Raw genomic sequence first — 13,658 nt, forward strand, 5'->3', positions numbered from 1 at the left:
CGCCGCCCGCCAACGGCACCGTCGTTGTCAATCCGGACGGAACCTACACGTACACACCGGGTGCGAACTTCAACGGCACGGACACCTTCACCGTTGTCGTCGATGACGGCAACGGCGGCACGGTGACCAGCACGGTGGACGTGACGATCAGCCCGACCAACGACGCGCCCACCGTTCCGAACTACACGCTGACCACGCCCGAGGACACGCCCGTCGCGGGCCAGGTGACAGGCGTCGACGTGGACGGCGACAGCCTGAGCTACGTGGCGGGCGCGCCGCCCGCCAACGGCACCGTCGTTGTCAATCCGGACGGAACCTACACGTACACACCGGGTGCGAACTTCAACGGCAGCGACAGCTTCACCGTCGTCGTTAGCGACGGCAACGGCGGCACGGCCACCAGCACGGTGGACGTGACGGTCAGCCCGACCAACGATGTGCCCACCGTTCCGAACTACACGCTGACCACGCCCGAGGACACGCCCGTCAACGGACAGGTGACTGGCGTCGACCTGGACGGCGACAGCCTGAGCTACGTGGCGGGCGCGCCGCCCGCCAACGGCACCGTCGTTGTCAATCCGGACGGAACCTACACGTACACACCGGGTGCGAACTTCAACGGCAGCGACAGCTTCACCGTCGTCGTTAGCGACGGCAACGGCGGCACGGTGACCAGCACGGTGGAAGTGACGGTCAGCCCGACCAACGATGCGCCCACCGTTCCGAACTACACGCTGACCACGCCCGAGGACACGCCCGTCAACGGCCAGGTGACCGGGGTCGATCTCGACGGCGACAGCCTGAGCTACGTGGCGGGCACGCCGCCGGCCAACGGCACCGTGATCGTCAATCCGAACGGAACCTACACGTACACGCCCGGTGCGAACTTCAGCGGCAGCGACAGCTTCACCGTCGTTGTTAGCGACGGCAATGGCGGCACGGCCACCAGCACGGTGGACGTGACGATCAGCCCAGTCAACGATGCGCCTGTGTTCATCGGCGACGACAACAACCCGACGGGCAGTTATTCGTTCTCGTACAACGAAAACAGCACGGAAGCAGACGTTCTGGGTGTCGTCAGGACGACGGACGTGGACAGCCCTTCGGCGACCTACGCCATCACGGCGGGCAACGAAAACGGGTGGTATGCCATCGACGCCGATGGTCGCATCACCCTGACTGCGGCGGGCGTGAGTGCGCAGGCCAACAACTACGAGGCAGGCCCCAACGTCCACGCGTTGACCGTGCAGGCCAGCGATGGCGCCGGCGGCACGAGGGACATCACCGTCACGCTCTCGGAGCAGGACGTCAACGAAGCGCCGGCATTGAGCGCTACTTCTGCAGGCCCGGTCTACGAGGATGCCCTGCCCGGCGGCATCTACGCAGGCACGGACCACTCCGCCGTGACCCAGGGCACTCTCTCCATCGTCGACGACGCGGGCACCGCACCTGCCGATCTTGTCGTGTCGCTCGGCGGCCCCGCCGGCATCACTGCGCAAGGGCAGCCTGTGACGTGGAACTGGGATGCCGCCTCCAGCACCCTGACGGGAAGCGCCGTGATCGGCGGGGTCGTGACCTCGATCATGACGGTGCAGGTGGGCTCTGTGAGCCAGACGACTCCTGGCAATTTTGCTGCCACGTATACCGCGACGTTGACGGGTCCGATGGACCACCCGGCGAGCGGAGAGGATGCGCTGTCGCTCGACTTCACGGCCACCGTCGGCGATGGCGTGAACAACAGCGCGCCGGCGAGCTTCAACGTCGGCGTGCAGGATGACGCGCCGGTGCTCGGCGACGGCCAGATTTCCGTGAACGTCGAGGAGCTGCAGACGAACCTGATGGTGGTGCTGGATCTGTCGGGCAGCATGGCCAACGAGACGCCCACTCGGCTCCAGCGTGCCAAGGAGGCCATCCAGAACCTGATCGAGGGCTATGACAGTTATGGCGACGTGATGGTCAAGCTGGTGACCTTCAGCACCAGCGGCCAGGCCTACGCCAATTGGATGGACGCGGGAACGGCGATCTCGACGATCAATGCGCTGTCCTCCAATGGAACGACCAACTACTGGTCCGCTCTGCAGGCAGCCATGGGGGCCAACGGCTTCGATTCCGCGGGCAAGCTGGTCGGACCCGACGTCCAGAACGTGTCGTACTTCTTCACGGATGGCGAACCCAACGCCGGCGCGGAAATCACGCCGACGCGAGAAGATGCGTGGAGCGCGTTCCTGGCGGATCGGGACATCAATTCGTATGCGATCGGCATCGGCAACAGCCTCAACGCTGGACATGCGGCGCAGGTCGACCCGATTGCCTACGACGGCAGCACGGAACCGGATGGAACCGACAAGGATGGTCTGATCATCAGCAACACCAGCGAGCTCGACGATGTGCTCCAAGGCACGATCAGCCCGCCGGCGGTGGGCAACTTGCTGACGGGCGGGCTGGGAGAGGGTCAAGGGTTCGGAGGCGACGGCGGCTATGTCTCGACCATGACGGTCGATGGCGATGTCTATGACTACGACACTGCAACCGGCGTCCTCACCGTGACGGCGGACGGCACTGCACCAGACTACGTTTTCGATGCGACGGCGAAGACATTGACGCTGACCACAGAAGCAGGCGGGACGTTGTTGGTGGAGCTCGAGACGGGCGAGTTCAACTATCAGGCGATTCCGGCCAACTACTCCGAAACCATCACCTACGAGGTCACGGACCGAGATGGCGACGTGAGCAACACGGCAACCCAGACGCTGAACATCACGTTCGGCAGTCCGCCAGTCTCCGCCTTCAGTTTCGCGGCCACGGACTCCCTGGGGCTGCAGACGGTGGACGCCCTCGAAGCGCCGGACAACGCGGGCCAGAGGGACGACGCCGATTGGAAGACGGACCTGCTGAGTTCCCCCGACAGTTCCGGATCGTCCTTCGAGGGCTTGCTCAACGCTGCCTTCCCGCCGCTGTACACGACCACGGACGCACACGCGGCCACGGACGCTGTATTGAGCAGCGCTGACTCGCAGACGTTCGTTCCACCGGTTGCCAGCGCGCTGGACGACGAACTGCACCATGCTGCAGCGATGTACGCCTAACGGCGCATGAAGAAGCGCGGCGTTCCTCCACGGCGGCGCTAGCCGCTGGTGGCGGATTCCACCTGTCAGGGCACCCGCTCGACAGGTGGGAGCCTTGCGTGCTTGCCGGTCTGTTCGCCATCGCGCAAGGCAATCGTCCCGATTCCTTTTTCCATTCTTATTCCATGCTTCTTTCTATTACCGGCGCTCCGCGCAAGCATGCGACTGCTCCTGCAGCGGTCGTGGTTTGCCTGCTGGCGCTCGCAGGCGTGGTACAGGCGCAGACCCAGGCCACGCCAACCTCACCCGGCCACCCGCCGGTGTCGGGCGGCGCGGTGCAGTCCGCCCGGTTGAGCCTGCCCCAGGCCATGCGTGCTGCCGTCGAATGGCACCCCAGTGTTCGGACGACCGCGCAGCAGATCCTCCAGGCGACCGAAGGCATCGAGACGGCGCGCGCAGGCTACTACCCCCAAGTACGGGGTGGCATCAATTCGCAGCTCAGCAATCGCAACATCGGCTCCTATGAGAGCCGGCGCCTGAACACAATCGACCTTTCCGTATCGCAAGTGCTCTACGACTTCGGGAAGGTCGCGAGCGCGGTGGACCAGGCGGAGGCATCGGTCGCCGCCACGAAGGCACATTCCCAGCTGTCCGCGGACGACGTAGCGCGCGAGACGGCGTTCTCGTGGATCGAGATTCACCGCCAGAAGGAGTTGGGCGAGATCGCACGCGACCAAATCCGTGGGGTTCAGGCGCTGACCGATCTGGTGTTCGAGCGCGCCCGCCAGGGCGCGAGTTCGCGCTCGGAGGTGGTCCAGGCCCAGTCTCGGGTGGAGGCCGCGCGTGCTCAGCAGCTGACTGCCGATGCGCAGCTCGCCCGCTGGCGCGTCAATCTGATGCACCTCACGGGCTCTCGCTCGCCTGTCGACATCACCGATACCCCTCCGGCTGCGCTCGACGGCGCCTGTCGGGCGGGCATGGGTACGCAACCGGTCAATCCGCCCGCTGTGCAGCTGGCCGACGCGCAGCGCGAGATCGCCAAGGCGGACCTTCGCGCTGCCGAGGCGCAGCTGTTGCCCACGCTGTCGCTCGACGGCTCGGTCGGCCGCGGCCTGGATGCCCGTTCGCGCCTGCCCGGCGAAAACGGCCTGAACACCACCGTCGGCTTGAATTTTTCGGCGCCGCTCTACGAGGGCGGAGGCAACCAGTCGCGCAAGCGCGCCGCCGCTTACGCGCTGAGCGCGGCAGATGCAGCGCGAGCCCAGGCAGAGCTGGCTGCGCGCCAGGCGCTGGAGGATGCGCTTGCTCAGTCGCAAGGCCAGGTCCAGCGCCTGCCGGTGCTGGCCGCGCGGGTCGACAGCATCCGTTCCACGCGCGACCTGTACAAGCAGCAGTACCTGCAGCTGGGCACGCGCTCGCTCCTGGACTTGCTCAACGCCGAGCAGGAGTACCACGCGGTGCGTTTCGAGCAGGCCGAAAGCGCGCACGAGCTGCAGCGTCTCGCGGTGCAGTGCCTCTACCAGACCGGTCAGTTGCGCGCGATATTCGGCATCGACGATCTGCGCGCCAGCGCCGCTGGGAGCATGCGATGAACGCCACCGTCTCGCAAACCGGGAACAACGAGGAAGTCGAGGCCTCGCAGGCCGCGACCCCGCGCGGTCTCTCCGGCCTCGCGCATGGCTGGATGGACGCCGTGCTGGCCGTGGCCGCGCACTACCAGCTGGACGCATCGCCCGAACGCATCCGCGTCGCCACCGACTGGAACAGCAGCTTGACGCTGGAGGAGAGCGTGCGTCAGATGGCGCAGCAGGCCGGGCTCACGCTGCGCCACGTGGAGCCTCGCCTCGATGCACTCAGTCCCTGGCGCCTCCCGGTGGTCGTTCAGCTCGACGGTGACCAGGTGGCGGTGGTCACGGCCATCACGGCCGACGGGCTGCGTCTGGCCTTTTGCGGAGACCAGGGCGCAGAAAGCACGCGCACGGTCGAGGAGCTCCAGCCCCATGTGCAGTCGCTCGCCGTGCTTCGCCCGATCCAGTCCGCACCGGATTCGCGCGTGGACGGCTATATCAAGCCGGTCGAGCGCCACTGGCTGCGCCGCATCGTGCTCGCCGACCTGCGGCCCTTCGCACACATTCTGATTGCGTCGTTCGTCACGAACCTGATGGCCCTGGGTGGCGTTCTGTTCTCCATGCAGGTCTACGACCGCGTCGTGCCGGCACAGTCCGAGCCAACGCTCTGGGTGTTGTTCGGTGGTGTTCTGCTGTCTTTGCTCTTCGCATCGATGATGCGCGGTGCGCGCATGCGCATCACCGATGTGCTTGGAAAGCGCGCCGACCTGCGCATCTCGGACCGCGTATTCGGCCACGCGCTGCGGGTCAGGAACACCGCTCGCCCGCGTGCGACCGGTACCTTCGTCTCGCAGGTCAGGGAGCTGGAGCCGGTGCGCGAAATGCTGACTTCCACCACGATCACTGCAGCGGCGGACCTGCCATTCTTCCTGCTGTTCAGTGTCGTGTTCTGGTTCATCGCCGGCCCGCTGGTGCTGGTGCCGCTGGCGGCGTTCGTGCTGTTGCTGCTGCCGAGCCTGCTGGCCCAGCGCAGGTTGCGCGAGCTCGCACAGGCCAGCATGCGCGAGGCGTCGCTGCGCAATGCGATGCTGGTCGAGGCGGTGCAGGGCATCGAGGACATCAAGGTGCTCCAGGCGGAACCCCGCTTCCAGAACCAATGGAACCACTACAACGCCATCAATGCGGAATCGGGCTTGAAGCTGCGCGCACTGCTCAATGGCCTGAACAACTGGCTGCAAACGGTGCAGGGAGGCGCCTTCGCCGTGGTGATCTTCTTCGGCGCCCCGATGGTGATTGCCGGCGAGATGAGCACAGGCGTGCTGGTGGCCGCCTCCATCCTGGTGAGCCGCATGCTCGCACCGCTGGCGGGCGTGACCCAGGTGCTCAACCGGTGGCAGCAGGCGCGTGTCGCGAGCCAGGGCCTGGATCAGTTGATGCACTTGCCGGTGGACCATGCGCCCGACAGCACGCGCATCCATCGCCCGGCCCTGCAGGGAGATTACGAATTCCGCGAGGCTGCGTTCACCCATGATGGTCGTACGCAGGCGCTCAGTGTCAAGGCGCTGAACATCCGCGCAGGCGAGCGCATCGCCATACTGGGGCGCAACGGCGCGGGCAAGTCCACGCTGCTGCAGGCGCTGTCGGGTCTGCTCGAGCCCAAGGCCGGCATGGTCCTGCTGGACCGCGTGGCCCTGTCGCACATCGACCCTGCCGACGTGCGCCGCGACGTGGCCCTGCTGACGCAGAACGCGCGGCTTTTCCATGGCACGCTGCGGGAGAATCTCACGCTGGGCGCACCGCATGCCACCGACGCCGAGCTGATCGATGCGTTGCAGGCCGTGGGCGCATGGACCTTCGTGCGTCAGCTCTCCGCGGGCATGGACCATCCGGTGCAAGAGGGCGGGCTCGGCCTGTCCGGCGGGCAGCGGCAGAGCCTGCTTCTCGCGCGCCTGATTCTGAGAGAGCCTCGCGTGCTGCTTCTCGACGAGCCGACCGCCATGCTGGACGAAGTGTCGGAGCGAGATGTGCTCAAGACCTTGCGTACGCTTGCCCCCGGCCGGACACTCGTCGTGGCAACCCACCGTCCCGCAGTACTGGACGCTGTCGACCGGGTCATCGTGGTGGACCGCGGCGTCATCGTGATGGACGGCGGGCGCGACGAGGTGCTTGCGCAACTGCGCAAAGGCGCCCCCGCGAGTTCAGCGACCGCCGCGGCCAGGCCGGAGTCGCCGCGGGTCATCCATCGTGTGCAGGTGCAAAGCCAGCCACCGCGAAAGCAGGACGAACAACCAGGGAGCGATGCATCATGAGTGCAGGTCTGACGATCAGGCCTCAGGGCGCCGTGGATCATGCGCCGCGCGCCGCGGGCCTTCCGAATCTGGACGACTACGATGAAGTCCGCGCCAGCAAGTCCGGGCGGGTCGTGTGGCTGGTAGCGCTGCTCCTGGCGGCGTTCTTCGCCTGGGCCTGGTACTTCCAGATCGACGAGGTATCCAGTGGCACGGGCAAGGTGATTCCCAGCTCGCGCGAGCAGCGCATCCAGTCCCTCGAAGGCGGGATCCTGACCGAACTGCGCGTGCGCGAAGGGCAGATCGTCGAGAAGGGCGAAGTGCTGGCCCAGCTCGATCCCACCCGCGGCGAGTCGAACGTCGAAGAGTCCGCGGCGCGTTACCGCGCGGCGCTCGCCAGCAGTGCGCGCCTGCGCGCGGAAGTCAACGGACAGGGCGAGATCAAGTTTTCGGCTGAACTTCAGGATTGGCCGCAGTTGACCTCCTCGGAAGCGGCCCTGTTCCGCTCGCGCCGTTCAGGCCTCGCGGAGACCGTGGGCGGCCTGAGCCAAGCGCTCGGTCTGGTGCGCCGAGAGCTGGAGATCACCCGCTCCCTGGTCGCGAGTGGCGCGGCCAGCAATGTCGAGTTGATCCGCCTGCAGCGCCAGGGCGCCGAACTCGAGCTCAAGATTGCCGAAGCGCGTTCCAGCTACATGGTGCGCAGCCGCGAGGAGCTGGCCAAGGCGGATGCCGAGGTCAAGTCGCTGTCCTCCGTGGTCCGAGGGCGGGCCGACATGCTGGATCGCCTGACACTGCAGTCGCCCGTGCGCGGAATCGTCAAGAGCCTGGACGTCACCACGATCGGCGGCGTGGTGCCGCCCAACGGTTCGTTGATGACGCTGGTACCGCTGGACGACCAACTGCTGGTCGAGGTGCGCATCTCGCCGCGCGACATCGCCTTCATTCATCCCGACCAGGGCGCGCTGGTGAAGATCACTGCCTACGACTACTCGATCTACGGCGGCCTGGACGGCAAGGTCGTGAACATCGCGCCGGACACCCTGCGCGACGAGGTCAAGCCGGAGGTCGTCTACTACCCTGTGCTGGTGCGGACCGACTCGGACGCGCTGGTCAGCAAGAGCGGCAAGCGCTTCCCGATCGTGCCAGGGATGGTCGCCACGGCCGACATCCAGACCGGCCAGAAAACCGTCTGGGATTACCTGACCAAACCGCTGAACCGCGCGCGAGAAGCGCTGCGGGAGCGTTGATTCATCTGCAACCCCCTTCCAATGAGGACCCTTCCCATGAAGTCTTTCCGAACCAATCACGTGTCCCGCCTCGTGCTGAGCCTCGCGCTGGCCGCTGGCGCGTCTTCTGCCCTTGCACGGGAGAATCCCGTCGATCCGGTCAGCAATCCGAACAAGCTCGAATATCGGGATGTGGATGCGCGCCGCCCTGACTTCCGCGAGCCCTTCCTGCGCGACGGCGTGGTGACACAGCCGGCGGCATTCCGACGGATCACAGCCGGTGTGGCAGCGGCTCAAGTTCAAAGCCTGCTCGGACAACCGCTGCGCGACGCGCAGGGGCCGCGCGGTCCGGAATGGGACTACAACTTCAAGTTCCGGCTGCCGCAATCCAGCAACTACCTCGTGTGCCAATACAAAGTCGTGTTCGACGAGGGAAAGAAGGCAGTCCGGGAGACCGTCTGGCGCCGTCAGCAGTGCCTGGACCTGGTGTCCAAGGCACCCGCCAATTGAACCCCGGCGTTCATCGCGCTTGATGCGGGCACTGCAGGGTTGCCTGCATGCCTCTTGACAGAGAACGTCCGGGATCTCCCACTCCGGGCGCTTAGGCTTTGACAAGGCGCGCGTCCTTGGGATAGGCCAACGCCTGAGGTCTGGTCGTGACGCTGAAGCGCCTCAAGTGCTTCGAGCGCCTGATCCTCCGCATCTTGCTCGACGTCGCGCGAGAAGACGGCCGTATTGCTGCTCACATAGGGACATCGTGGAGATACCCATTCGACACGCTCGTACGCTCGCGAGCGCGAGGCTCCTGCGTCTTCCGGATGTCTGTGGGCAACACTCTGCGGCAAGGCGCTCTGGCGCCGGAACGCTAGAGCCCGACCCGAGACCGGTGGTGTCCTGGGGGCACTACGACTTTTCTCTGGACGGCAGCAATCTCGTTTTCGCGAAGGGCCAGAGTATTCACCTTCATCCGCGCCAGTTCGACGTCGCCCTCACGATCTTCTGCAATCTCGAAAGGACCGTCTCCCACGAGACTCTTTTGGAGCTGCACTGGGCACGTTCGCGAGCCGCAAACCGCTCGCGTGCGCTTTTTGCGTGCGTGTCACAAATCCGTTCGCGCTTGAGCCTCGGCGGCGAAAATGAATTCACGTTGCTTCGGACGCGCGGGAGTGGTTACAGGCTGACGGTACAACCGCTGACTTGGGCTTAGTGAATCGCCCCGGATTTGAACTGACCCCCAGAAGTCGCCCTGCGCACCTTCTTTGCGTATACCGCCGTCTTTCTATTTCTGAAGTTCAGTGGACGGCGAGGGATCAGACAGCTCTCGCTGTTCGAGCTGGTCGTGATCCTCACTTTGGGTTCTGCAGCAGGCGACGTGTCGTTTTATGACGATGTACCTGTTATTCCGGTCGCCGTGGTGTTCCTGACGCTCCTGGGGCTGTACCGCATAACAACGTTTGCGATGACCCGCAGCAAACGGATTGAGGGGTGGATGGACGGAAGGCCCATCACCGTTATCGAAGATGGACTCTACAGACTGGATCCCTCGATGGCCTGAACATGTCTTCATCTGAACTATTCATGGAGCTTCGCCAACGCGGCGTCGAGCATCTGGGGCAGATCCGCCTGGCGATACTCGAGACGGACGGAGACGTGAGCCTCTATTTTTTCGAACGTGCCGATGTGCGTGCAGGGCTGTCGGTGTTGCCGCCCTCGCATCGTGAAGTTTCGCGGCGGATCAAAGCAGGCGGGCTCTACTGCTGCACTCGTTGCGGCTTGCCACGGTCGATCGAAGCGGGCCAAGAGGCCCGATGCTCGCGCTGCAACAACGACACGTGGGCAGAGGCTCTCACTGGGCCTCGCGTTCAATAGCAGCCAAGAGATTCGCCGGAACATCATCGGCTGGACAAACGGCTGTCACGACGTGCAGTCTTGACAACTCCGAAATCTGCGCCGCCTCGGACCACACCTTCACCGAAGTGCGTTGTGGGTGCGGATCGACCCACGCCGGCGAGCGGTGCGTTCGCCTTCAGCGCTCTACTGTGGCAGAGGGAGCCCCGATCGCGGCTTTATCTCTTCCAGGCAGACGAGTGACTTGACGAAGTTGACGCCGGGCAACGCCACCAGACGCTCCGTCAAGATGACGTTGAGTCCCTCGAGGTCGCGGGCAATCACCTTGAGGACATAGTCGAAGTCCCCTGTGACCGAGTGGCACTCCAGCACCTCGGGCATCTGGGCAAGGGTCTGGCGGAAGAGCTTGAGATCTCGCATATGGCCCCGCTCCATCCCGATGTGGACGAATGCCGTCACCTGCAGACCCAGCGCGGCGGGTCGAAGGCGCGCCTCGTACCGGGCAATCACACCTCCCTCGTCCAGACGGTGGTGGCGCCGGCTGCACTGTGCCGGTGAAAGACCGATGGCCTCTGCCATTTCGAGGTTCGACATCCGGCCGTTCTCTTGCAGAAGGCGAAGGATGCGCACGTCGGTGCTGTCGAGCTTGAGCATATGAAATTATATTGCTCGATTCTCTGGATTCATGCAACTCATGATCTTATTTTGCTGCTGTGATGCGGTAAATGAAAGCTCATTCCGCGCCTGGAGCCCAATAATTCCTCTGTCCTTCGACGACAGAACGTCGTACTCCATTCGACGCAATCTGTCATTTTGCCGGCCTCCTGCCGAGCCTGGTCGATCCAACAGCATGGAACTTTCATGAAACGCATACCCGAGCCGTTCCGCATCAAGACCGTCGAGAGAATCACGATGACGACGCGAGAGCACCGAGAGAAGGCGCTGCTCGAAGCAGGCCTCAACCCGTTCCTTCTGCGCAGCGACGACGTCTACATCGACCTCCTCACCGACAGCGGCAGCGGCGCCATGAGCGACCGACAGTGGAGCGCCATGATGGCTGCCGACGAGGCATATGCCGGCAGCCGCAGCTACTACCGGCTTGCCGAAACCATCCAGAAGGTGTTCGGCTACCCCTATCTCGTCCCTGCTCACCAGGGACGTGGCGCCGAGCAGATACTCTATCCCGAGCTCGTCAAGCGGCGGGGTTCCGAACGACCGGTGTTCCTGTCGAACTTCCACTTCGACACCACCAAGGTGCACATTGAACTGGCCGGCGCACGCGCCCTCAACGCGCTCAACAAGGAAGCCCTCGACACCGGGGAATACCACGACTGGAAGGGCAACTTCGATCTGGGCGAGCTTGCCCGGCTCGTCGAAACCCTGGGTGCATCCAACGTCGCGGCCATCGTGGCGACCGTGACCTGCAACACCACCGGCGGCCAGCCCGTCGCGTTGGCCAACCTGCGGTCCGCCTCACAGATTGCGCGCCAGGGCGGCATTCCGATGGTCATAGACGCGACCCGTTTCGCGGAGAACGCGTGGTTCATTCATGAGCGCGAACCGGAATACGCACAGCACAGCATTCCGGAGATCGTGCGCGAGATGATGTCCTGCGCGGACATCGCCGTCATGTCGTCCAAGAAGGACGGACTGGTCAACATCGGGGGTTTTTGCGCATTCCGTGACGACGAGGACCTGTTCCGCGCGGTGCAGGAGCGGTGCGTGGTACGCGAGGGGTTCATCACCTACGGCGGCCTGGCAGGCCGCGACCTGGAGGCGCTGGCCGTCGGGCTGGAAGAGGCGATGGATCCGGATTACCTGCACTACCGGGTCGGCCAGGTCGCCTACCTGGGCGAACGTCTTCGTGCCGAGGGCATCCCGATCCAGCACCCGACCGGAGGCCATGCCGTGTTCGTCGATGCCGCAGCCTTGCTGCCCCACATCCCCCCGGAGCAGTTTCCCGCACATGCGCTGGCATGCGAGCTCTACATCGAGTCCGGCGTGCGGGCCGTCGAGATCGGTTCGTTGCTCCTGGGCCGCGACCCGCTGACCGGCGTGCAGGAGAAAGCGCCCCTCGAGTCGATGCGGCTGACGATTCCGCGGCGGGTCTACACGAACGACCACATGGACTATGTCGCAGACGCACTTGTTGCGGTCGCCAAGCGCGCGGACGCCATCCGTGGACTCGATTTCACCCACGAACCCGAGCTCCTACGGAACTTCACGGCCCGGTTTCGCTGGATGCCCGGGAGCACCGGATGACATCCCCTCCCACGCGCACCGCACGTGTGCTGCCCGAAGCGGCCATCGACGAGCTTCAGACCCGCTTCGGCATGCGCTGCTCGCTCGCGCTTGCCGTGCGTGAACAGCACGGGCGCGACGAGTCTGCGTTCGACGTGCCCCCGCCGCAGGTCGTGGTGTTCGCCATGAGCAGCGCGGAGGTCGCCAGCACGCTGGCTCTGGCAAGCCGATACGACATGCCCGTGATTGCGTTTGGCGGCGGGACTTCGCTGGAAGGCCAGCTGCTTGCCGTCGACGGCGGCATCAGCCTCGACGTAAGCCGCATGGACCAGATCGTTCACGTTGCGGCCGACGACATGTTGGCGGTGGTTCAGCCCGGCGTCACACGCAAGCAGCTCAACGATGCCGTCCGCGCCCTCGGCTTGTTCTTCCCTGTCGACCCAGGTGGCGAGGCGACGCTGGGCGGAATGGCCGCCACCCGGGCCAGCGGCACGAACGCAGTCCGATACGGCACGATGCGCGAGAACGTCCTGGCGCTCGAGGTAGTGACATCCCAGGGCGACGTCATTCGCACTGGAACGCGTGCAAGGAAGTCGTCTGCCGGCTACGACCTGACGCACCTCTACATCGGAAGCGAAGGCACGCTAGGCGTCATCACCGAACTGACGGTCAGATTGAGCCCGCTTCCCGAAGCCATCGCTTGCGCCACCTGCTCGTTCCCAGACATCGGCACGGCGATCCGCACGACCATCGACATCATCCAGCACGGACTGCCGATCGCGCGGGTCGAACTCCTCGATGCGCGCACGGTCGGCATGGTGAACAAGCATTCGCACCTGGCTCTGCGCGAAGCGCCTCTGCTGCTGATGGAGTTTCATGGCTCGCCACAATCCGTGCGCGAGCAGACCGCCATCGTCGAGGAGATCGCGTTGGGTCATGGGGGGTCTGCGTTCGGATGGGAAACAACGCCCGAGGGGCGCACGAGGCTCTGGACCGCGCGGCACCAAGCGTTCTTTGCGGCACTTCAGTCGAGACCGGGCTGCAGAGCCATTGCGACGGATGCCTGCGTGCCGATCTCGCAGCTGGCCGATTGCATGCTCGCCTCCATCGACGACGCAGTGGCAAGCGGCCTTCCTTTCGCGTTGGTTGGTCATGTGGGCGACGGAAATTTTCATTTTGCCTATCTGGTCGACCCTCTCGAACCTCAGGAACTGACGCAGGCCGAGGCCCTGAACACGCGCTTGGTGGAGCGGGCGTTGTCATTCGGAGGCACTTGCAGCGGCGAGCATGGGATCGGGCTGCACAAGCGCGGTTTCCTGTTGGCAGAAGCCGGCGAAGGCGCCCTGTCCGTGATGCGTCGGATCAAGCATGCGCTCGATCCGGGCGACATCCTCAACCCGGGAAAGATCTTCCTGCCGTAGC

General features: G+C 64.8%; 11 protein-coding genes. 10 read left to right on the top strand and 1 reads right to left on the bottom strand.

The features are described from left to right. The 8 genes from AC3A6J_RS26790 to AC3A6J_RS26825 form a co-directional block, all read left to right on the top strand. Positions 1-3,086, top strand: a 3,086-nt coding sequence (locus tag AC3A6J_RS26790) for a vWA domain-containing protein (protein ID WP_487863049.1), incomplete at its 5' end; no start/stop codon positions are given. Positions 3,087-3,184: 98 nt separating this feature from the next. After that, on the top strand, positions 3,185-4,657 hold the full coding sequence (locus tag AC3A6J_RS26795) for a TolC family outer membrane protein (protein ID WP_487863050.1): 1,473 nt from the start codon (positions 3,185-3,187) through the stop codon (positions 4,655-4,657). A gap of 92 nt (positions 4,658-4,749) precedes the next feature. Then, entirely contained in the window at positions 4,750-6,942 is a 2,193-nt protein-coding gene (locus tag AC3A6J_RS26800) for a type I secretion system permease/ATPase (protein ID WP_487863110.1), read from the top strand. Continuing rightward, the gene (locus AC3A6J_RS26805) at positions 6,939-8,168 is read left to right on the top strand and encodes a beta-barrel domain-containing protein (RefSeq protein WP_487863051.1); all 1,230 of its coding nucleotides are present in this window, start codon (positions 6,939-6,941) and stop codon (positions 8,166-8,168) included. Before AC3A6J_RS26800 ends, AC3A6J_RS26805 begins: the two co-directional genes overlap by 4 nt. Positions 8,169-8,204: 36 nt before the next feature. Further along, complete coding sequence (bamE, locus tag AC3A6J_RS26810) at positions 8,205-8,657, top strand: outer membrane protein assembly factor BamE domain-containing protein (protein ID WP_487863052.1); 453 nt, start codon at positions 8,205-8,207, stop codon at positions 8,655-8,657. A gap of 379 nt (positions 8,658-9,036) precedes the next feature. Further along, complete coding sequence (locus tag AC3A6J_RS26815; protein ID WP_487863053.1) at positions 9,037-9,354, top strand: helix-turn-helix domain-containing protein; 318 nt, start codon at positions 9,037-9,039, stop codon at positions 9,352-9,354. A 132-nt stretch (positions 9,355-9,486) separates the two neighbouring features. Then, positions 9,487-9,702, top strand: coding sequence for a hypothetical protein (locus tag AC3A6J_RS26820; RefSeq protein WP_487863054.1), 216 nt, complete (start codon positions 9,487-9,489; stop codon positions 9,700-9,702). 23 nt (positions 9,703-9,725) lie between these two features. Next, a complete protein-coding gene (locus tag AC3A6J_RS26825; RefSeq protein WP_487863111.1) occupies positions 9,726-10,016 on the top strand; it encodes a hypothetical protein in 291 nt (96 codons plus the stop codon). Positions 10,017-10,181: 165 nt separating this feature from the next. Here AC3A6J_RS26825 and AC3A6J_RS26830 read toward each other — a convergent pair whose 3' ends face one another. Then, complete coding sequence (locus tag AC3A6J_RS26830) at positions 10,182-10,649, bottom strand: Lrp/AsnC family transcriptional regulator (protein ID WP_487863055.1); 468 nt, start codon at positions 10,647-10,649, stop codon at positions 10,182-10,184. A 207-nt stretch (positions 10,650-10,856) separates the two neighbouring features. On the opposite strand from AC3A6J_RS26830, the gene AC3A6J_RS26835 reads away from it, so the two are divergent. Continuing rightward, positions 10,857-12,257 (top strand): tryptophanase, encoded by a 1,401-nt coding sequence (locus AC3A6J_RS26835; protein WP_487863056.1) that lies wholly within the window; start codon positions 10,857-10,859, stop codon positions 12,255-12,257. Beyond that, entirely contained in the window at positions 12,254-13,657 is a 1,404-nt protein-coding gene (locus tag AC3A6J_RS26840; RefSeq protein ID WP_487863057.1) for an FAD-binding oxidoreductase, read from the top strand. Before AC3A6J_RS26835 ends, AC3A6J_RS26840 begins: the two co-directional genes overlap by 4 nt. Position 13,658: the final 1 nt, after the last annotated feature.

The organism is Variovorax sp. Soil_C_39 (assembly GCF_057656815.1).

Excerpts from the sequence above, each read along its gene's own strand:
- AC3A6J_RS26840 (WP_487863057.1), top strand. The coding sequence starts at position 12,254 with ATGACATCCCCTCCCACGCGCACCGCACGTGTGCTGCCCGAAGCGGCC.
- AC3A6J_RS26830 (WP_487863055.1), bottom strand. The coding sequence starts at position 10,649 with ATGCTCAAGCTCGACAGCACCGACGTGCGCATCCTTCGCCTTCTGCAA.
- AC3A6J_RS26800 (WP_487863110.1), top strand. The coding sequence starts at position 4,750 with ATGGACGCCGTGCTGGCCGTGGCCGCGCACTACCAGCTGGACGCATCG.
- AC3A6J_RS26825 (WP_487863111.1), top strand. The coding sequence starts at position 9,726 with ATGGAGCTTCGCCAACGCGGCGTCGAGCATCTGGGGCAGATCCGCCTG.
- AC3A6J_RS26835 (WP_487863056.1), top strand. The coding sequence starts at position 10,857 with ATGAAACGCATACCCGAGCCGTTCCGCATCAAGACCGTCGAGAGAATC.
- bamE (WP_487863052.1), top strand. The coding sequence starts at position 8,205 with ATGAAGTCTTTCCGAACCAATCACGTGTCCCGCCTCGTGCTGAGCCTC.
- AC3A6J_RS26805 (WP_487863051.1), top strand. The coding sequence starts at position 6,939 with ATGAGTGCAGGTCTGACGATCAGGCCTCAGGGCGCCGTGGATCATGCG.